16 protein-coding genes, 1 other RNA gene and 1 pseudogene are annotated in these 19,975 nt (G+C 42.6%); 11 read left to right on the forward strand and 7 right to left on the reverse strand.

Annotated features, from left to right (window positions below; all coding sequences use genetic code 11):
* Positions 1 to 99 precede the first annotated feature (99 nt).
* Complete coding sequence (locus ACR63T_RS07990; RefSeq protein ID WP_472783637.1) at positions 100 to 1,434, forward strand: questin oxidase family protein; 1,335 nt, start codon at positions 100 to 102, stop codon at positions 1,432 to 1,434.
* Positions 1,435 to 1,454: 20 nt separating this feature from the next.
* Entirely contained in the window at positions 1,455 to 1,910 is a 456-nt protein-coding gene (locus tag ACR63T_RS07995; RefSeq protein WP_472783638.1) for a hypothetical protein, read from the forward strand.
* 292 nt (positions 1,911 to 2,202) lie between these two features.
* Here ACR63T_RS07995 and ssrA read toward each other — a convergent pair.
* The 3 genes from ssrA to ACR63T_RS08010 all read right to left on the reverse strand — a co-directional run bounded on the left by ssrA (position 2,203) and on the right by ACR63T_RS08010 (position 4,091).
* Positions 2,203 to 2,581: a transfer-messenger RNA gene (ssrA, locus tag ACR63T_RS08000) on the reverse strand.
* 169 nt (positions 2,582 to 2,750) lie between these two features.
* The gene (locus tag ACR63T_RS08005) at positions 2,751 to 3,185 is read right to left on the reverse strand and encodes a hypothetical protein (protein ID WP_472783639.1); all 435 of its coding nucleotides are present in this window, start codon (positions 3,183 to 3,185) and stop codon (positions 2,751 to 2,753) included.
* Between the two features lie 234 nt (positions 3,186 to 3,419).
* Positions 3,420 to 4,091: an alpha/beta hydrolase gene (locus ACR63T_RS08010; protein ID WP_472783640.1), complete on the reverse strand. Its 672-nt coding sequence runs from the start codon at positions 4,089 to 4,091 to the stop codon at positions 3,420 to 3,422.
* Positions 4,092 to 4,680: 589 nt separating this feature from the next.
* Between ACR63T_RS08010 and ACR63T_RS08015 the strand changes: the two genes are divergently transcribed.
* The 3 genes from ACR63T_RS08015 (at position 4,681) to ACR63T_RS08025 (ending at position 7,565) form a co-directional block, all read left to right on the forward strand.
* On the forward strand, positions 4,681 to 5,442 hold the full coding sequence (locus ACR63T_RS08015) for a response regulator (RefSeq protein WP_472783641.1): 762 nt from the start codon (positions 4,681 to 4,683) through the stop codon (positions 5,440 to 5,442).
* Positions 5,442 to 7,250 carry a two-component system sensor histidine kinase CreC gene (creC, locus tag ACR63T_RS08020; RefSeq protein ID WP_472783642.1) on the forward strand — a complete coding sequence of 603 codons (1,809 nt, stop codon included), beginning with the start codon at positions 5,442 to 5,444 and terminating at the stop codon, positions 7,248 to 7,250. The genes ACR63T_RS08015 and creC overlap by 1 nt, the downstream gene beginning before the upstream one ends.
* A gap of 102 nt (positions 7,251 to 7,352) precedes the next feature.
* Complete coding sequence (locus ACR63T_RS08025) at positions 7,353 to 7,565, forward strand: hypothetical protein (protein WP_305898366.1); 213 nt, start codon at positions 7,353 to 7,355, stop codon at positions 7,563 to 7,565.
* A gap of 163 nt (positions 7,566 to 7,728) precedes the next feature.
* Here the strand turns inward: ACR63T_RS08025 and aroC are convergent, their stop codons facing one another.
* Together aroC and prmB are read right to left on the reverse strand one after the other, a co-directional pair.
* A complete protein-coding gene (aroC, locus tag ACR63T_RS08030) occupies positions 7,729 to 8,832 on the reverse strand; it encodes a chorismate synthase (RefSeq protein WP_201569262.1) in 1,104 nt (367 codons plus the stop codon).
* 91 nt (positions 8,833 to 8,923) lie between these two features.
* The gene (gene prmB / locus ACR63T_RS08035; protein ID WP_201569264.1) at positions 8,924 to 10,072 is read right to left on the reverse strand and encodes a 50S ribosomal protein L3 N(5)-glutamine methyltransferase; all 1,149 of its coding nucleotides are present in this window, start codon (positions 10,070 to 10,072) and stop codon (positions 8,924 to 8,926) included.
* Between the two features lie 398 nt (positions 10,073 to 10,470).
* Between prmB and ACR63T_RS08040 the strand changes: the two genes are divergently transcribed.
* Complete coding sequence (locus ACR63T_RS08040) at positions 10,471 to 11,844, forward strand: L,D-transpeptidase family protein (protein WP_305898369.1); 1,374 nt, start codon at positions 10,471 to 10,473, stop codon at positions 11,842 to 11,844.
* Positions 11,845 to 11,966: 122 nt separating this feature from the next.
* Here ACR63T_RS08040 and ACR63T_RS08045 read toward each other — a convergent pair whose 3' ends face one another.
* Positions 11,967 to 12,188, reverse strand: a complete 222-nt coding sequence (locus ACR63T_RS08045; protein ID WP_201569268.1) for a hypothetical protein — start codon at positions 12,186 to 12,188, stop codon at positions 11,967 to 11,969.
* A gap of 331 nt (positions 12,189 to 12,519) precedes the next feature.
* Here ACR63T_RS08045 and ACR63T_RS08050 point away from each other — a divergent pair, with 331 nt between their 5' ends.
* The 5 genes and pseudogenes from ACR63T_RS08050 to ACR63T_RS08070 all read left to right on the forward strand — a co-directional run bounded on the left by ACR63T_RS08050 (position 12,520) and on the right by ACR63T_RS08070 (position 19,537).
* On the forward strand, positions 12,520 to 14,208 hold the full coding sequence (locus tag ACR63T_RS08050) for a DUF389 domain-containing protein (protein ID WP_472783643.1): 1,689 nt from the start codon (positions 12,520 to 12,522) through the stop codon (positions 14,206 to 14,208).
* Positions 14,209 to 14,385: 177 nt separating this feature from the next.
* On the forward strand, positions 14,386 to 17,058 hold the full coding sequence (gene alaS / locus ACR63T_RS08055) for an alanine--tRNA ligase (protein ID WP_472783644.1): 2,673 nt from the start codon (positions 14,386 to 14,388) through the stop codon (positions 17,056 to 17,058).
* 135 nt (positions 17,059 to 17,193) lie between these two features.
* Positions 17,194 to 18,480, forward strand: coding sequence for an aspartate kinase (locus ACR63T_RS08060; RefSeq protein WP_201569274.1), 1,287 nt, complete (start codon positions 17,194 to 17,196; stop codon positions 18,478 to 18,480).
* Positions 18,481 to 18,820: 340 nt separating this feature from the next.
* Positions 18,821 to 18,988 (forward strand): annotated as a pseudogene (gene csrA / locus ACR63T_RS08065) (carbon storage regulator CsrA); the annotation flags it as partial.
* A gap of 174 nt (positions 18,989 to 19,162) precedes the next feature.
* On the forward strand, positions 19,163 to 19,537 hold the full coding sequence (locus ACR63T_RS08070; RefSeq protein WP_201569278.1) for a HopJ type III effector protein: 375 nt from the start codon (positions 19,163 to 19,165) through the stop codon (positions 19,535 to 19,537).
* A gap of 107 nt (positions 19,538 to 19,644) precedes the next feature.
* Here ACR63T_RS08070 and ACR63T_RS08075 read toward each other — a convergent pair whose 3' ends face one another.
* Entirely contained in the window at positions 19,645 to 19,956 is a 312-nt protein-coding gene (locus ACR63T_RS08075) for a YeaC family protein (RefSeq protein WP_201569280.1), read from the reverse strand.
* Positions 19,957 to 19,975 lie beyond the last annotated feature (19 nt).

The following is a 19,975-nucleotide window of genomic DNA, read 5'->3' on the forward strand; positions in this document are numbered from 1 at the left end:
TCTTTAGCTAAGCTTGTTTGGATTAAAAGAAGCCAGTAACTTATGTTACTGGCTTTTTTTATGCTATATTTTTAGCATTAAATATAGCAGAGCATCATTATGATATTTTATTCAAAGCCAAACTATTCTAAGCATCTACACGAGTGGCTCAAACGCGGTAGAAACTGGCACATTGAATATGATCAATACCTCTCCAATCACATCACCCACAATTGGATTGCATTGGATGCCGCTGGCGTTAGCAAAAGTAAAATGCAGTGGTGGCAAACCGTTTATATCAATGAGGGCATTTTTAAAGATGATGTTAAGGATACGAACAGAGATGCCATGAGCGCTACAGCAGAGTCTGGAATGCTTGCGCCACCTCGTAAAAATGCACTTTACTACACGGCAATAACAGAAGCTAATTGGCTAAACAATTTGCAGTCTACTCGGATTGGCTTTGAATCATATCGTGACTTTTTTGATGCAAAAATAGCAGAGCTAGGATTAAGCGTCTGCCTCAAGCGCTACTACCCTACGCTTTCAAAAGGTATGGCTGGAGCTGCACTACATCCAGTCATTCATACGGGCTGGGCAGTCGATGTTGAGTCTGATGATATGGCAGCAGAAGGACTTGCTTATATGGCAACGGCCTTTCAGCCCTTAGCAACTGGCGCAAATCATAGTGACTATCAACCTTGTCAGCTATGGTCGCCTGATGCGCCAGATATAATCGAAGTGCTTAAGCAAATCTTGACCGATGACAGAACTGCCAAACTGACAGAGCAAGCTTATGCATTGAGCAAGACTGAAGATTATAAAAATTTAAATAGAGGTAAGTTTCAACAGCGCTTGATTACCTTTGATAATCCTGATGAACCGATGGCACAGTTCCTTAACGAGATGGTGACGCTAAGATTACCTGACATTGATGACGACTTAGCTGCCTCTGACCTAACGGCTTCTATCGAAGTACTAACCGTGATTGCAGCAATTGCCGTGTACAGTAGCGATAATGAGTTCTTTATCGTACATGGATTGACCAGCCTGCATGCAGTATTGTGCGTGCTGCCACATCTCGATGAAAACGCACAGCGTAATGCCTTGGGATATTGGTTTCGAGCACTAATAGCGGTCATTATCCTTCAAGGCAGTCCTGGCGTTACAGATGCTCTTACCATGCTGGAACAATGGAGTGCTCGTAGAGGTGACAAAAAAGATAGCGGGTATCAATTAAACGACAAACAACAAGCATGGTGGCTGCAAACTTTGCAATCAACTACCGACAGTCTAGATGAGCATGTACCAAAAACGGTATATGTGTTAAAACGCTGGGCGGAATGGAAAGTGTTCTCTAGTGCTTCACATGATATATTTGCAAAAGCTACGCGTCATATCGCAACGCCAAATCAGAGTGGTGGACTTGAAGATAACTTGTGGTTTAGTCGATGATATTATAAGGAAGCAATAGAATGTACATATTTAAAGCATTAACACTACTTATCTCATTAGTATTAATCAGTAGCTGCCAATCGTTTAACATGCCTAAATCTAAAATAAAAACTACACAAAATGAAGAACCTTTTTTTACTTACTCTGTACCAAAAAGCAATAGGGTTGTAATTGCAAAAGCTCTAATGGGAGAGTTTAGATACGAGGATAGTTGTCTTTTAATATTTAACGGTATTGAACTTATGACACCCGCTTTTCCAGAAGGAGATGCTACATTTAGTCAAGAAACTAAGACCTTAACGTTGAAAGATACAGAATATAAAATGGGAGAAGTAGTAATAGCTGGCGGTAACTCAGTTCCTAATAGTCTTCTTACGGATATTAGGTTTGACAAAAATATTTCTAACAAGTGTATTACAGAAAATATTGCTATATTTTTTGAAAATTATGAAAAAACAACTTGGAATAAAGAGTAATTATATTGCAAGTAGCAATCACTCCAAAGCCTCCCCCAATACCTCATAAACTCTAGCATCTACAGCATGCGCTACATTAAAATGCATAAAGCTCTCCGCATTTTGTATTCAGCTAAATGCCTTGCATAGCGCCAGCACCACTCCTTACGCCAAACATTGACTTGCCAGCTTAGGAACAGTTTGCATCCAAGCTTTTACTAACGTGTATGAACAGCGTTTTAGAGACAATTATCATCAGTTTATAGGCATAAAAAAACCAGCCACCTAAGTGACTGGTTTCTCTATCAAAATTTGGTGGAGATGGCGGGAGTTGAACCCGCGTCCGCCAGCATTACGCTCATGAATCTACATGTTTAGTTTCTGTCTTTAATTTTAGTCTGCACCGATCCGACAGTCAGGATGGATTAGCCGATTCTCTACTTTTGAACCCAAGCGATTGAGACAATCCCTTGTGGCGAGCCTACATGCGGACGCTTCAACTTAGTTGACCAACTGTAGGTGATCAGCAACTAAGTAAACAGGGTTTAAACCAAGTAAACTGGGTTTAAGCTGCTAGAGCGTAATTTTCGTCGTTTGCGACTATAACAATATATGTTGGATTAACGAGAGGACATATACTCTCGACATGCATCATTGAGTTTCATCACCAGCGTCGAAGCCAGAACATCCCCAATAGATGAGCGTATTATATAGCAACTGTAAGACTTGTTTCAACTGCTAACTTGGTATTATTACATTAATTAACAGCTTATGTTATATAGGCTCAGCTTGTTTGATAACTTATAATCACTTTGCTCAAAGGTGTGTGATTATTGATTTAGTTATACACTTCACTCAACTTTAGGTCTTTAGTTGAGTTGCCCAGCGATATAGCTTTTCAAGACCAAAGCTACCAGGATCTATAAGCTCCAGCATATCAGCGCAGGCCTCAGAGCAAAATACTAGGCGCTCAGGATTATAAAAACCCGGTACGATAGTACGAATCAAGGCTAGATAATCATAACCAAAGCCTTGGCGCTTATTGAACCAACGTACCGCGTAATCAAGATCGCATTGTACAGGTACTAGCTCCCAATGATCGGTAGTCATATCAATTACCTTGCGTCTAAGCCCACCATCACGGTGGCTTGAGCTAATACAGTCATAATGTTTATTCCCAAGATCCTCAATGATTAGCTCGCAATGGCTATAGGGTGAGCCATCAATTTTGCTAATGATTCGATCCAATAACTTGCCTTGATCCGCAATATAAAACGCTAAATGAGTTGTTTGCATGGGTTGCCTCCAAAAATTATGTGTTATTTGGATGAGAGCATTGAAATAAATAATTGCCCACCATCAAGCAAAGTCAAACTCTATATTTACCAGTGTAAATGTATAGCGCAAGTATTACTATGGCTTATTCAATAATAAAACCAGCCGCTTTATAGGACTGGCTCTATTATTATCTAATATAAGATCAAACAGATCTTGTCGAATTTAATTAACAACGAGAAGTCGCTTAAAAACTTATCCTAATACCTTATTCAGCCATACCCCAATACCTTGAATCTGTGGCATACAGACTTGATGCGCCATAGGATAGGTAATGTATTCAACATTATAGCCTTTGGCTGATAAAGTCTTAGATGCTTGCTCGCCTAAAGCGACAGGCACGACGGGATCATGAATGCCATGCTCAATCAATATCGGTAACTCTTTATTAGCATCGCTATAATTAATCTGATCGTTAGTGGCTAAATAAGTGGATAGCGTCATCAAGCCTGCCAAACGCTGCGGATAGCCGAGTGCTAAGTGATAAGCCACTGCCCCGCCCTGCGAAAACCCTGCGATAACGATATGCTCAGGCTTGACGCCGCGCTCAACCTCACGATTGATGAGATCTTTGATCTGCTGGCTTGATTGCTCTATTTGCGCAACGTCGACTTTACGATCTAGGCTCATCTCAAAAATATCGTACCACGATGGCATCACCATACCGCCATTAATAGTTACTGGACGACTCGGTGCATGTGGGAATATAAAACGTACTGCCATATCGTTATCTAAGCCCAACTGCGGGACGACTGGCTCAAAGTCATGACCGCTTGCGCCTAGACCATGCAGCCAAATAACCGCGCGGTCTATTGGCTTGTTCGATGGGTTGTGCTCTACCGTTACGACGTCTAGATAGTTGCTCATACAATCTTCCTGTCTTTATTAAAAGATGAATTAAAAATAGTTATTAAATTGAAATAATGGAAAGCTTTATTACAGTGACTGTTATCCATCAATTTTCCACAATCTTTGCTTAGCTATTGCATAATATGAAAATAATTTTATGCTAAGCTTAATTTAGTGTAAATACTTGCACTTTGAATAATCATTACTGTTTATGATGTTAGATCAGCCCTTTTCAATAGTTAATGCTGCAAATCTAATTTCTATATTATTGGTAAAGCTTGTTAGCATCTTCTCAGTATTTAGGGCGTGTTGAACATTCGATCGTGGCACTGACAGTGACTATTTTTTAGGCGATTCGCAGATAAAAATTGTAAGTTTAGTCATTCTAAGCGTCTATTTTTAGCAATGAAGCGGTAAAAAAGAGTCCTGTCCCTACGGGCTGATGCTAAAATCGCTCTATTCGTTGTAACCGTCTAACTAAAAACAGCTAGCCAAGGCATCTGCATTACCTGCGATTTTCACTTAGACTAGACCAATTGTAGCTATCAGCAGTGCTCATTTATGAATGTTCAATACGCCCTAATCGATAATAAAAAGATAAAATCTTATGACTCATATTCTTTTAGTAGAAGACGATCCCGCTATCGCCATGTCACTGAAAGTGACTGCTAAACGTGAAGGCTGGCAGATCACTTGGCTGGATAATGCCAGTAGCGTGCTGCCGATGCTTCATGCTGCCGAGGCGCAAGATCTATCCGCTATCATTCTAGATGTCGGTCTGCCCGATGGTGATGGCTTGAGCCTTTGCCAGCAGATTCGCCATGCCGCTGATATTGATAGCCTAAAAAATATTCCGATTATATTTTTGACCGCACGTAGCGAAGAGGTGGATCGTATCTTGGGTCTTGAGATGGGCGGTGATGATTACTGTGCTAAGCCCTTTAGTCCTCGTGAATTGGTCGCACGCCTCAAAGCGATTTGGCGGCGCGAGCAATTATTAGTAGAAGCGCAAGAGTCCGTAAGCGCTGGTAACACTGATAAGCCCGCAGCAGATAAAGCTTTAACGTTTGATGGCCCCTCAGGTCACTGGTACTATCAACCGCTAAATTATTCGCTGACTTGGCAGGAACAAAAGCTAGATTTGAGCAATACTGAGCGCAAGATTTTATTAGCGTTATTACAAGCGCCCAATCAAGTCTTTAGCCGCGAGCAGCTACTAAATGCTGTCAGCGACTATCCGGATCATCGTCTGGCAAGAACGATCGATAGTCATGTTAAATCCATCCGTAAGCAGTTGGCTATGATTAATCCAGATACCGATGTTATTCATACTCATCGCGGTCTTGGTTATGCTTTGTGTCCCGCCTAATGACTGATAATAAGCCCAATAACAGCACTCAGTCGAGCCAAAACAGTTGGTATGCCAAGCTGCATCCTATAGGTAGCGATCAACAAACCACTGCGCCCAAGCGCGTCCTAAACTTAAGTATATTTTTTCGGATTTGGCTTGCAGTCGCTTTAGTTCTTATTATCTGCGGTATCGTAGTATTTACTCAACTGTTCGGTCATGTCAAACCTACCGCCCAGCAAGTGATCGAAGATACGCTATTAGATACTAGTAAATTGCTGGCCGCCAGCTTACAGACACCTCTGCAAACAGGCGAGATGTTGACTGAGTCTTATCAAAGACAACTCGATAGTGCCTTTGTCCATGTGCCAGTAACGTCTGAACCCAATAATAGTAGTAAAACAGCCAACAGTACTAGGCTCGCCAATAGCGCGGATAAGTACCGACAAGTCTATAAAGAAGAGCCTGCCTATCGACGCAAAGCTTATAGTAGCTTTCGGATTTATGTCACTGATAGCACAGGTTTAGTCATTTACGACTCACGTCCCACGTCTACTAATGCCGAAGGCCAAGATTATAGCCGATGGAACGACGTTTATCTAACGTTACTAGGTCAATACGGCGCCCGCAGTACGCCAGATATCAATAGCAAACGTGATAGCTCAATCATGTATGTGGCGCAGCCGATTAACGATGCGACAGGTCAACTTATCGGTGTGGTCAGCGTCGGCAAACCCGTCGATAGCGTAATGCCCTATTTGGACAATACCCGTCGACGCATGCTCATTACTATGCTGCTGATAAGTATAGTCGCGCTGCTGTTAGCAGGGCTGGTCGCTTGGTGGCTTAAGCAAAGTATCACGTTAGTCACTCATTATACTCGTGAGCTAGCAGAGCAGACCAAGAAGCCTTACTTTTATTTAGGTCACGAGCTCAACAGCCTGACCGATACTATCGAGAGTATGAAGCATCGACTAGAGAATCGTGCTTATGTCAGTGACTATGTGCATACATTGACTCATGAGCTTAAAAGTCCATTGACCGCTATTCGTGCCAGCAGCGAGCTATTAGAAGATGATGGTCTTGACGCTGATGATCGGCAAATGCTCAATCAGACGATAGGTGAGCAAAGTATTAAGATGCATCAGCTGATAGATCGGCTATTGCTATTGGCTAAAGTGGAGCAGCCAACTTTTAAGCTCAATCGTGAACCGATAGCCCTATTGCCTTTGCTTAGTAGCCTGATCAAAGACAGTACACCAAAGCTACAGCAGCGTCAGCTACCCGCTATCGAGTTGTTTATAAATAATCAGCTGTTAGCTAAAGAAGATATCATTAAAAATGATTTGATGGAAAAAACGACGGTGTATGCCGATAGCTTTTGGCTACTACAAGCACTACAAAATGTGCTCGATAATGCGATTTATTTTGCCCAAAACAATGTCAGCTTCAATATAAATATTCATGTAGAGCAAGTAGTTACTCTAACTGTATTTAATGATGGCAAGCCACTACCCGATTATGCTTTAACCAAAGCTTTTGATCGCTATTTTAGCTTGTCGCATCAACGCAATGTCAACCAAAACAGCGCCTACCAGACTAGTAATCAAGCTAATCAAACGACTGAGTCAAAGGCTGAGCAAAATCCTACGCTACAAACCACACCAAAAAAAGGTACAGGATTGGGTCTAACACTAGTTAAGCAAGTGATCGAGCATCATGGCGGTACGGTAGCTATCGATAATGTAGAAGGTGACGCTAACGCTAACTCATATGCTGGGGTAATATTTAGCATTACCCTGCCTTTAGCTAAACCTTCGAAAAATTGAGCAAACTAATTCATTAACTTTTCATCGTTTACCCATCAGTTTTATATCTGCTTATTCTACGATAGCTTATTGAATCAGCTATTTAAATACAGGTATAAAACCATGCACAATTCTACAATTCACCCTACTCTTCAAAACTCTTTCATCAATAATTGCTTAGGCTATAGTCGTCAGCACTGCTTACAATTATTATCAGACCATAGAATAAGCAATATTGCCTTTGCGCACTGGCTCGCTATTCCTAGCCAGCAATTACTGTTGGTCTTTCGTCATCAGCACTGCGTCGCGGTTAATTACTACGATACTAGCGTTTAAAGCCTTATATCACTTGGCTTACCTATTTATAAATTCAATTTTTTTACTTTAAAAAACGCGATATAGTCTTAATTTTGATATTTACAAAACCATTAGCCAATAAAAAACCCTCTATCTCTTAAATCAAGAAATAAAGGGCTAGTTTCCGATAAAAATAATGAGTTTAAGTAATCGACTCAACTGGCGGTACAACATCCCCATTCTGTCCACGGTTACGTAGATAATGATCAAGCAATACTATAGCGAGCATAGCCTCAGCGATAGGTGTCGCTCGTACACCAACACACGGATCATGACGGCCTTTAGTCAGCATATCAACCGCCTCGCCTTGGGTATTGATACTCTTGCCCGCAGTGGTGATGCTCGAGGTAGGCTTGAGTGCAATACTCACGCTAATATCTTGACCTGAAGAGATACCGCCTAAGATGCCACCTGCATGATTGGCCGTAAAGCCATCTGGGGTTAGCTCATCGCGTGACTTATGCCCGAACTGACCAGCGACACTCATACCATCGCCAATCTCAACGCCTTTTACCGCGTTGATACTCATCATCGCATGGGCAATATCAGCATCTAGTCGATCGAATACAGGCTCACCCAATCCTACAGGCACGCCACTAGCGATAATTTCTAACCGCGCGCCACAGCTAGTGCCTTCGCGGCGTAGACTGTCTATAAGCGTTTCAAAACGACTAACTGCATCTTTATCAGCACAAAAGAACGGATTGCTATTGACGAATTCCCAATCAATAGCGTCGGTGTCTACTACTTTACTAAACTCGTTGCCTATTTGGGTGACATGACCACGCACTTGCACGCCTAGACGGTCATGCAAATACTTTTTGGCAATCGCGCCAGCTGCCACGCGCATAGCGGTTTCACGAGCAGAGGAGCGACCCCCACCACGATAATCACGAAAGCCATACTTCATGCTATAAGTATAATCAGCATGACCTGGGCGAAAAGTGTCTTTGATCTCGCTATAATCTTTTGATTTTTGATTGGTATTGCGAATGAGCAAACCGATAGAGGTGCCTGTGGTTTTGCCTTCAAATACCCCTGAGATAATCTCGACCTCATCAGACTCACGGCGCTGGGTTGAGTATTTGGACGTACCAGGTTTACGACGATCTAAGTCAACTTGTAGATCCTCAGCGCACAGCTCAAGCCCAGGTGGCACACCATCCACAATCGCTAATAACCCTGGCCCGTGCGACTCACCGCAAGTGGTCACACTAAAGAGCTTACCAATACTATTGCCTGCCATGTCTATCCTTAACAATCGATTTTATTTGTCAGTACTTTACTTCTTGCAACTAAAACTTAGCAACTAAAACAGTAGCTAACACTACTGTCTATTATTTGACGGCTGCGGCTGCATTTACGTAACGCGCAAAAAGCTCACGATGCTCTACTAGCTCATCAAAGGTAATAGCAAATACGCCATGACCACCATGCGCGAACTTGAGCCAATCAAACTGAATATCTGGATAGGCTTGGCTTAATGCCCATTCGCTATCGCCAACTTCACAGACCAATAGACCTTCAGGACTGAGATAATCTGCGGCCTCGAACAAGATATGATGCACAAGATCTAAGCCGTCTTGACCCGCAGCGAGCGCTTGCTCAGGCTCATATAAGAACTCTGGCGGCAAATCTGCCATAATGGCGGCGTCGACATAAGGTGGATTAGTGACGATTAGCTCATATTGATGCTCAGCAGGCAGCTTGGCAAACAAATCCGACTCAATGACATTGACCTGATGATTGAGATCATGATGATCGACATTGACCATAGCAACTTCAAGCGCTCCCTTATCGATATCGACAGCATCGACTAGCGCATCGACAAAACGGGTAGCTAGTGCAATAGCAATACAAGCAGAGCCCGTACATAGATCTAATATGCGCTCAGGCTGTGACAGCTGCTTCATCTCAAGCCCGTGCTCATAAAAGGTTGCAGGCTGATTATTAACAGTCGCGCCTAGAGGTTTAGCAAATTCATTGGCATCAAAATAAGGGTAGAACTGCTGACGAATCAGCTCTGCTATCGGTGAGCGCGGTATGAGTACGCGTTCGTCAATATAAAAAGGCAGATCACAAAAGTATGCCAAATTAATCAAATAGCTCAACGGCTTACGATCGCTGATACGCTGCTCCAAAAGACTTAGCACCGCTTGCTTCTCGCTAGTCGTCAGACGACAATCGAGTATCTGCTCATCCGCTGACCACTCTAACGATAAAGAGTGTAGAACGATTGCGGCCGCCTCAGCAAACTCATCGGTAGTCCCTTGTGCGACGACGACATCATAATTGCGCAATTGTGTGACGGAAAATCGGATAAAGTCACGAATACTCACTAGCTCCTCACGCGCCTCTGTAAGCTCTGCCTGTAAGGTTGCAAGCTCGTCCTCACTGAGCCTCTCATTATCCTCTGTTGAGTCATTATCCTCATAATCATACTGATTTTGAAAAGCTTCCGCGCTTATAATCTGATCTTCTGGCATATCGCCCCTTATTAACTATCTATTTATTGATAATCTTATTGATAATTTGGTATTTTAAAACCATCACGCATTATAGACATAAATAGCCAATAGCGCCAATGATGCCCGCCTATATCTGTTATCAAAGATTGTACTCTAAATAAGGCTTACGTTATAAACATCAATTAGAATAAATAGTGCTGATAGATCGTCATCTTCTTGATTTATTCAGTCATGCACTCAACAACAGACTCTCTACTCCCTATCTATCATATCTCAAATATCACCAAATTGTAGCGAATACGTCAACTGCTGGCGCTTAGTATTCTATTGATCTAAATATATGTATCAAAAGTTTGCGCAGCGTCGAAAGTTTGCGCATAATAGGCTCATTCGTAGCAACCTTGTGATCCCCTATTATGAAAATAAAATTACTTATTACATCAATGGCTATCGTAGCTCTCAGTGCTGGTATTAACATCAGTGCTCAAGCCGCTGTAGATACCGATGCGCGTACGCTACCTGTACGTACGATGGATAGCCAGTCTAGTATGGCAGTCTTAGCAAGCCTTAATGTTGATGAAAATCGTAGTCGCAGTGTTAATGTTAATCCTAAACCCAGTAAGCCTGCCGCTAAGCCATCAACAGATCGAATGGGCCAGCTGATCAATAGCCAGCGCGAGCAACCTTCAACGGCGAGCGTTAGTCCTGATAACATGAGTGTTGAAGAATTAGTGCTTAAAGATCGGCAATCAGAGAGTGCTGACGATATTAGCGATGGGCAAGCATTTGCAGGTCCTGATACAACGTCAAATGTGTCGCAGAGCGAACAAAATCAACTTTCAAACAATGACTCTGCTATAAAAAGTATTGAAGATAAAGATGGCAAGACTTATACGACATTGAATCTGTCTAATTATGCCAAACAGGTCAATGACTCAAAATGGTCGCCCAATATGAATGTTAATTCGGCAATGACTATTAAGATGCAAGCCTTATTGGATTGGAATCATGCCTCTCCAGGTCCTATCGATGGCGGCTGGGGTATGAACAGCAAAAAAGCGCTCATTAACTTTCAAAATATGAAAGGCTTGCAAGCGACAGGCAAAATGAATCAAAAAACTTGGGAGGCGCTAAATAAAAATATCCCTGCCAATAAGCCCGTGCTAGTTACTTATACTTTGACCGAAGACGATCTTAAAACCAACTTTTCTGCGACGCCTTCAGGTTATGAGGCTAAATCAAAAATGAAAGGGCTTTATTATCAAGACATCAAAGAGATGCTAGGTGAGCGCTTCCATATGGATGTGCGCTATTTAGATAAGCTCAATCAAAACAAAGATTATAAAGTTGGCGAAACGATTACTGTGCTTAACAATCGCGGTGCGCTCAATCAGCGTATCAATCGCGTAGTGGCGAACAAAGCGGATCAAACACTTTATGCTTATAACGGTGATAAATTAGTAGCTACTTATCCGACTACAGTAGGCAGCAGTAGCACCCCTTCTCCGCAAGGTACCTTTAAGATCGTCAATAAAGTCAAAATGCCTTGGTATAAAGCCACTGTTGGTGAAGGTAGTGGTAAAGAAGTGCATATGATACCACCTGGCCCTAACAATCCAGTAGGTGTCGTATGGATGGGTCTATCTAAGCCTTCTTATGGTCTGCATGGCTCGCCAAAGCCTGAGGGCATCAGTCGCCAAGCATCGGCAGGTTGCGTGCGCTTGACTAACTGGGATGTGCTTGAGGTATACGCTAATATCGAAAATGGTGCGACCGTAGTACTGCAATAAGTAATCATCTCACGTCAAATTAAAAAAACAGCTTCTATTTATTAGAAGCTGTTTTTTGTTTAAAACCTTTCTAGCTCAAAACTTATAGTTATTGATATCTAATGTTTTCAAATCTAAGCATGTTAAATAGTAATATCTTTATAACCTTCTTCATTACCAGTGATACTATTTATTTTTTTGGTAAAATACATACCTGCTGGTATAGAGACTAAAAGCCCTACGACTACAGCAGTTTGAATATGAGGGATCTCATTAAAGCCTGTGACCAAAGCGGTAATCATAAATATTCCGACGATTACAGTAGCAGCCATAGAGTAGATAACAGAAAATAGAGGCCAGTTCATAATCAAATCCTTATTTTAGGTGTGTGTTTATCTTGTATACCACCTTTATACGCTATATCCACAAAAATAGTAAGTATTTGACATAGACTCTAGAGCCTTTTATTTTCAGTGACTCCGCAGTAAAACCATGTTATTATTAGGGAGTTAGTTGAGGTCTTATGAAATCCTCTATTTTTCAAGTTATTCAACTACCAAATCCCTTCTATTTATCTCTTAGATATACAAAACGTAAAACAACACAGGTATCTGATAGCAAAAAGGCGATATAACTTTTTATATTTATCATTATAATTGTGGCTTTCTATTATTTTATTAATAAAGCCTTATTACTATGACCTCACCCTCTGCTAATACTCAACCTACGCGCAACCCTACCTCTCTGAACCCAGATGATGCTCAATCCGCCACGACAAGTGAAGACTATATCTCTGAGGAACTAGCTAGCAACGATGATGTAGTGACTGCAAATCATAGCGAAGAGCTTAGTAATAGTACAGATGCTACTCATAAGCAGACAACACTAGATGCGAGCATGCAGGAGACTGAAACTAAGATAATTATTGATTCGCCTGAGCCTGATGTCGCTATAGCTACTGTGGAGAGCGTTGATGTTGAAACTTCTACAGATATCTCAGTTCCTACTGAAATAGTGTCTTCAAATAAAGCGCAAACCTCTACCGCCCCCGATATAGCCGCAACGAAAGACATCAAAAACGAAGATATACTCTCTGTGAATACAGAGGATAGTGATGATCTTAACAACCTTAATAGGTTGGTTGAAAAAGGTGTCATCGATATAGAGCTTGAGCAAGCGCCGCCTATGCCTGATGAGGATGAGTCAAATGATACTACAAGTACAGATGATCAGACTGAATCTGACTTGCAGGATCTAGAAGATATCGAAAAAGCTGAAGAGGCGGTTCAAGAAAAAAAAGAAGCCAAACTTGAGTCTTATAAGCAGTTTATCGCTGAGCAATTTAGCAATCAAAAAATAGATTATCCAGAGATACGTGTCAAGATCGAAGCAAATGCCTTGCCGAGCAAGATGTACTTTGTGATGAATATTCTCTCCGCTATTATTGCAAGCTATGGACTGGTCACCAACTCAGCAGCTGTCGTTATTGGCGCTATGTTAGTTGCTATGATGCTAGGGCCTATCACAGGTGTCGCACTTGCCATCATTGATTATCGTATGCCGCTATTACGTAAGTCATTATTTACGGTGCTAGCTGGCGTCTCTTTGGTTATATTTGTAGGGTTTTTGATTGGTACATTACATAGCGCACAGCCGCTAACCGCAGAGATATTATCGCGTACTCAGCCCACATCTATGGATCTAATGATTGCCTTAGCGGGTGGTACGGCGGGTGCTTATGCTATGGTCTCACCGCATCTGTCTGTCGCTGTCGTAGGTGTAGCGGTAGCGACTGCTTTGGTGCCACCTTTAGCTGCCAGCGGTATCTTGTTCGCTCATGGTGAGCTGTCGATGGGATTTGGAGCGGCACTGCTTGCGCTTACTAATATTATTGCCATTCAGTTTACCAATGCTATGGTACTGTGGCTATTAGGCTTTAGGCGTTTGGTAGATGATGATTATAAATCTAAAACTTATTTGACTTTTTTGCGCCGCAACGCGATAACCATACTGCTATTAGCTGGCGTGGGATCTTATTTAACGATAAATCTACAAACCAATGCCAAGCAACAAGTGTTTGAGAGCAGTGTCAAACAAGCCATTAATGATCACTTTATAGATCAAGGTAATGTGTTGACCAATACTCAGTTTACCAAAGCCAATGGCAATCAAATTGTTCGTGCGGTTGTTCGCGGTGAGACGATCCCTAACTCAAGCGATGTCAATAAAATTGAGGCCGTGGTCACCCAAGATATGGTTGAAAATTACCCAAACTACTTACCTATCAAGTTACAACTGCGCTATATACCCGTACAAGTTATTGAATCTAACCCAGTTATCAGAGATAAGCTTGATCAAACCGATGCCGCTATCTTGACTAATTAATCAACCATAGCGCCAAAGATTATACAATCACTGTGTATCGATGGCTGACTGTGCAAGACTAAGGGTGAATGGTCAAACACCCTACGAGCATTTGTGCTAAAATCGCTTGCAAAATTATTTAAGTTGATTTTTAACTTACCTTTTATTATTTTATTTATTTGCCAGTAAGGAGCCGCTGTGAGCCAGCCACATCAAACAGCCGATATACGTAAGGCGTTTTTCGATTTTTTTATAAGTAAGCAGCATACCCCTGTATCTTCATCGAGCTTAATTCCGCATAACGACCCTACTTTACTGTTTACCAATGCCGGTATGAATCAGTTTAAAGAGACCTTTTTGGGATTGGAGCCACGCGATTATACCCGCGCAGTGACTTCACAAAAATGCGTGCGTGCTGGTGGCAAACACAACGATCTTGATAATGTCGGCTATACCGCGCGTCATCATACTTTTTTTGAGATGCTCGGCAACTTCTCTTTTGGCGATTATTTCAAATCAGCGGGTATTGCTTATATTTGGGAGTTTTTGACATCGACTGAGTGGCTGGCGATAGATAAAGATCGTCTGTATGTCACTATCTATGAGACTGATGACGAAGCTTTTGATATTTGGCATAATGATATTGGCTTACCAAGTGAGCGTATTATCCGTATTGGTGATAATAAGGGCGCGCCCTTTGCCTCTGATAACTTTTGGACGATGGGTGATACAGGTCCCTGTGGTCCTTGTACCGAAGTGTTTTACGATCATGGCAGCGATATCGAAGGCGGCTTGCCAGGTACACCTGAGGAAGATGGCGATCGCTATATTGAGATTTGGAATTGCGTCTTTATGCAGTTCAATCGTCAAAAAGACGGCACCATGCTGCCACTACCTGCGCCAAGCGTCGATACCGGTATGGGGCTTGAGCGGATCAGCGCTATCATGCAAGGCGTGCATGGCAACTACCAAATTGATTTATTCACCCATTTGATGGATGCTGCGGCCGCTATTTTAGAGATTGATAATGAGCAACAGGCCTCTCTAAAGGTGATTGCCGATCATATACGCGCGGTATCATTCTTGATCGCTGACGGCGTGATGCCAAGCAATGAAGGTCGCGGCTATGTATTGCGCCGTGTGATTCGCCGTGCGGTACGTCATGGCAATAAGCTCGGTGCCCAGAGTGAATTTTTCTACAAGATGGTTGCGCCTTTAGTCGAGGAAATGGGCGACGCTTATCCTGAGCTCAAAGAGCGCCAAAGCATCATTGAGAGCGCTATTGAAAAAGAAGAAGCCCAGTTTGCTAAAACCTTGGCACAAGGTCTCCGCCTGCTAGCTGGTGAGCTAGATGACTTAAAAGAGGGAGATATTCTCTCTGGCGAGGCTGCATTTAAGCTGTACGATACTTATGGCTTTCCGCTTGATTTGACTGCCGATATCACCCGTGAGCGCGGTATCAGTATCGATGAAGCCCAGTTCGATGAACACATGCAAGCGCAGCGCGAACGTGCTCGTGATGCAGGTAAGTTCGATGTTGATTATAGTAGTGTAATTCAGGTCGATGAGCCGACAGTATTTATCGGCTATGAGCAGCTGAGCGATCTTGAGGTCGAAGTGATAGCGATGTATCAAGACGGCGATGCGACGACTAGCTTGACGGAAGGAGATGAGGGTGTACTCGTCCTGAATCGTACCCCATTTTATGCCGAAGGCGGTGGACAAGTCGGTGAGTTGGGCGAGATTCGTACGGAGTCTGGCGTGTTTGAGGTACAAGATACCAAAAAATCTGGACAAGCCATTATCCATTATGGCGTGGTCAATATGGGCGTTGTTCATACCAGCCAAACCGCAGAGGCTCATGTACTATCCAGTATTCGTGCAGCTAGTGCCAAAAACCACTCAGCAACGCATCTATTGCATGCCGCCCTGCGTGAAGTATTAGGCGATGAGGTCACTCAAAAAGGCTCGCTAGTCTCTAGCGAAGTACTGCGTTTTGATTTCTCCTACGACAAACCTATTAATAGCACTCAGATTGCACGCGTTGAGCGCTTAGTCAACGAGCAAATTCAAGCCAACACCTCAGCTAGCATCGAAACCATGTCTATCGATGCGGCTATGGATAAAGGCGCAATCGCCCTATTCGGTGAAAAATACGGTAGTGATGTGCGCGTCTTAACGATGGGTACGGACAGTATCATTGATGGTAAGTCTCAGCTCTTCTCTATTGAGCTATGCGGTGGACTACACGTGCAGCGCACAGGCGATATTGGCCTATTAAAAATCACTAGTGAAGCAGGCATTGCAGCGGGTATTCGCCGTATTGAAGCCGTAACTGGTATGGGTGCAATCAAATACATCCAGCAAAACGATCAACAATTGGGTCAGCTTGCAAGCCAGCTCAAAGCCAAACGCCCTGAGGTAGTCGCACGCGTCCAAAGTATGGCGGACAAGCAGCGTGAGCTAGAAAAGCAGTTAGAGCGTCTAGAGCAGAAACTTGCCAGCCTACAAGCCGCTGACTTGATCAGTGAAGTGCAAACTATCGCAGGTGTCCCTGTGTTAATCAGTACCCTTGCTGGGGTCGATGGTAAATCCATCCGTCCGCTGATGGATGATATCAAGTCAAAGCTACCTGATAGTATAATTGTATTAGTCGGTGATAAAGACGGTCAGCTAGCGCTCTCAGCTAGTGTAGCCAAATCGCTTACTGCTCGTATCAAAGCGGGCGATATTATCCGTCATTTAGCAGGCGAGCTTGGCGGTAAGGGTGGCGGTAAGCCTGATTACGCTCAGGGCGGCGCGCCAAAAGCGGCAAATACGGCAGCCGTTATCAATGCGCTACCCGCTTGGGTTGCAGAACAGCTGGGTTAATTTTTTTACGTAAATATGATATAACATAAACGGTATGTTTATAATTGAGCGTTATCTTTATCAAGGAATAGTATTTATTCCAATTGAAATGATAAATAGCTATACAGCCCCTTGTAAATAATAGGTAATATTTTTATGGCGTTAATAGTACAGAAATACGGCGGCACTTCCATGGGCAGTATTGACCGCATCAAAAATGTCGCCAAACGAGTCAAGCGCTGGCATGATCATGGTCATCAAGTGGTGGTAGTGGTATCGGCTATGAGCGGTGAAACCAACCGTCTTATCGATCTCGCCCGTCAGATTAGCACACAACCTGATCCGCGTGAATATGATCAAATGGTCTCAACAGGCGAGCAAGTATCAATCTCCCTACTCGCTATGGCGATCAAAGAGCTCGGCGTTGGCGCGCGCTCATTTACGGGTCGTCAAGTAGCAATAAAAACCGATACCGCGCACAATAAGGCTCGTATTGAGTCAATTGATGATAAAAATATCCGCGAGCAGCTTGATGCGGGTAATGTGGTCATCGTTGCAGGATTTCAGGGCATTGATGAGTATGGCAATGCCACTACGCTAGGTCGTGGCGGTTCTGATACCACGGGGGTCGCTATTGCTGCAGCTCTAGGCGCTGATGAGTGCCAGATTTATACTGACGTTGATGGGGTTTACACTACTGACCCACGTGTGACTTCAAAAGCTAAAAAGCTTGAGAAAATTACCTTTGAAGAAATGCTAGAGATGGCCAGTCTTGGCTCAAAAATATTACAGATTCGCTCAGTAGAGTTCGCTGGAAAATATGGTGTACCGCTGCGTGTACTCTCTAGCTTTGATACCGATGCAGATGGCAGCTTTGATGATGACTTTAAAAACAACGTAGGCACTTTAATTACGATAGACGAAGGAGACAGTATGGAACAGGCAATTATCTCAGGTATCGCTTTTAACCGTGATGAGGCAAAAATCGTGGTGCGCGGTGTTCCCGATCATCCTGGTATTGCTTCTGCTATCCTTAGCCCTATTGGACGTGCCAATATAGAAATTGATATGATAGTACAAAACCTATCTACCAACGGTACGACCGACTTTACTTTTACCGTCAACCGTACTGACATGGAAAAAACCATGAAAGTACTAGAAAACGAAGTCAAAAATGAGATCGGTGCCAAAGAGATATTGGCCAATGATGAAGTTGTTAAAGTCTCATTAGTCGGCGTTGGTATGCGCTCTCACGCTGGTGTTGCCAGCCTTATGTTCCAGACTCTTGCCGAAAACAACATCAATATTCAAATGATATCAACTAGTGAAATTAAAGTCTCTGTACTTATTCAAGAGCAGTATTTGGATAAGGCCGTCAAGTCGCTACATACCGCATTCGGTCTTGATCGCGAAGATGGTGATAGTAAAGTTGCTGGACAATAGCTTTACAAATGACGGGTATCTTGACTAATAATTATTAGTACAGCAGAGTTATCACTAGCCTTGTGTTTTAATATTTAGCTCTACCTAGCAGTTTTGTGAAAATCAGTGACAGTCTTGAACGTGGCACTTATAATGGTGACTTATTTGGGCAAAATACATTCACATATCGTTATATATGCTTGTATTTAACATTTTAATAGAAATTAATAGACTTAAGTAGTTATTTTCAAGGTATAGTTTAATATCTATATTTTGACAACTAGCGCTATAGTGATATTCAGCAATTAAGAAGCAAAGCAATGAGCAATACTATTTTATTGCGACATAAGGAGTATGACGCATGTTAATTTTGACACGCCGTGTGGGCGAGACATTAATGATCGGTGATGAAGTTAGCGTAACGGTTTTAGGCGTTAAGGGCAATCAGGTACGTATTGGGGTTAATGCCCCCAAAGATATAGCAGTGCATCGTGAAGAGATTTACCAGCGCATTCAGCACGAGCGCTCGGTAAAGTCGCAGATGCAGCATTTAGAATCAGGCAGCTTTGCGCCATCATTTGACGATGAAGATTATTTCAATCGTTAAAGACTTGATATTTTTTATAAACACCTTTGTTTTTAGCTTTTATATTGAATATTTATTAAAATTTTATTGGTTTAATTCGCTTTAAGGTCATAACTTATGAGTATTCGCCAAGCAGATGTATCCGCCCTACTGAATGGTCTAAATAAAAAATCTATCGGATTCAATGATGTTATCAGTTTTATCGATGACTTTTATCGCTATACGCCAAGACCTTTTACTAATGGTACGGTCTATAACGGCGCTGGTGAAAACGAAGGTAGTGCTAAGATCTTTGGCTTTGCCAAGCATCACGGACTAAGCCAACTTGATACTCTTAAATTATTTGGTGAGTATTATACTCGGGTCCAAGAGACCCCTAATGGCACCGATCATGCCAATATTCGTAATTTTTTACATTGGGGCTGGCAAGGGTTTTTGATGCAAAAAAACCCACTGACTGCTCGACCAACTGTCGATACAACTGAGCTATAAAGCTAAAACAGCTCGTCAACGACTGTTAAAGCACTTGTTATAAAAGGGCCTCGCTATTTATGATAATAGCGAGGCCCTTTTGTTCAAAAACGATTTGCTCAAACTAGCTACTTATCAACAAACTTCACAGGTTGTATCGCCCCTTTGGGATTGGGCATATTAGGATAATGATGCTCATGCTCGACATCGCATTCAGCACCTACGACAGTTCCGTCGTCTCTTACTGGCTTATGCAAAAAACCTGTACGTTCAGCTGGCGGTAGGTTTTCATGCTCCCATATCATAACTGCTTGCATACAAGTCTCGCGCTGATCAGAGGTTAATTGACGCCCATCAGGCCATTTGCCCAATTCAATAGCCATACGAAACTTATCGACAACTTCTGGGGTTATGCTAGCTAATACGGTTTGTTTATCCATGCTACTTACTCCAATTATA

The organism is Psychrobacter sp. M17(2026), assembly GCF_055699815.1.

Bases quoted from the DNA above. Each gene is read 5' to 3' on its own strand.
- ACR63T_RS07990 (WP_472783637.1), top strand. From the start codon at position 100: ATGATATTTTATTCAAAGCCAAACTATTCTAAGCATCTACACGAGTGG.
- ACR63T_RS07995 (WP_472783638.1), top strand. From the start codon at position 1,455: ATGTACATATTTAAAGCATTAACACTACTTATCTCATTAGTATTAATC.
- ACR63T_RS08005 (WP_472783639.1), bottom strand. From the start codon at position 3,185: ATGCAAACAACTCATTTAGCGTTTTATATTGCGGATCAAGGCAAGTTA.
- ACR63T_RS08010 (WP_472783640.1), bottom strand. From the start codon at position 4,091: ATGAGCAACTATCTAGACGTCGTAACGGTAGAGCACAACCCATCGAAC.
- ACR63T_RS08015 (WP_472783641.1), top strand. From the start codon at position 4,681: ATGACTCATATTCTTTTAGTAGAAGACGATCCCGCTATCGCCATGTCA.
- creC (WP_472783642.1), top strand. From the start codon at position 5,442: ATGACTGATAATAAGCCCAATAACAGCACTCAGTCGAGCCAAAACAGT.
- ACR63T_RS08025 (WP_305898366.1), top strand. From the start codon at position 7,353: ATGCACAATTCTACAATTCACCCTACTCTTCAAAACTCTTTCATCAAT.
- aroC (WP_201569262.1), bottom strand. From the start codon at position 8,832: ATGGCAGGCAATAGTATTGGTAAGCTCTTTAGTGTGACCACTTGCGGT.
- prmB (WP_201569264.1), bottom strand. From the start codon at position 10,072: ATGCCAGAAGATCAGATTATAAGCGCGGAAGCTTTTCAAAATCAGTAT.
- ACR63T_RS08040 (WP_305898369.1), top strand. From the start codon at position 10,471: ATGAAAATAAAATTACTTATTACATCAATGGCTATCGTAGCTCTCAGT.
- ACR63T_RS08045 (WP_201569268.1), bottom strand. From the start codon at position 12,188: ATGAACTGGCCTCTATTTTCTGTTATCTACTCTATGGCTGCTACTGTA.
- ACR63T_RS08050 (WP_472783643.1), top strand. From the start codon at position 12,520: ATGACCTCACCCTCTGCTAATACTCAACCTACGCGCAACCCTACCTCT.
- ACR63T_RS08060 (WP_201569274.1), top strand. From the start codon at position 17,194: ATGGCGTTAATAGTACAGAAATACGGCGGCACTTCCATGGGCAGTATT.
- ACR63T_RS08070 (WP_201569278.1), top strand. From the start codon at position 19,163: ATGAGTATTCGCCAAGCAGATGTATCCGCCCTACTGAATGGTCTAAAT.
- ACR63T_RS08075 (WP_201569280.1), bottom strand. From the start codon at position 19,956: ATGGATAAACAAACCGTATTAGCTAGCATAACCCCAGAAGTTGTCGAT.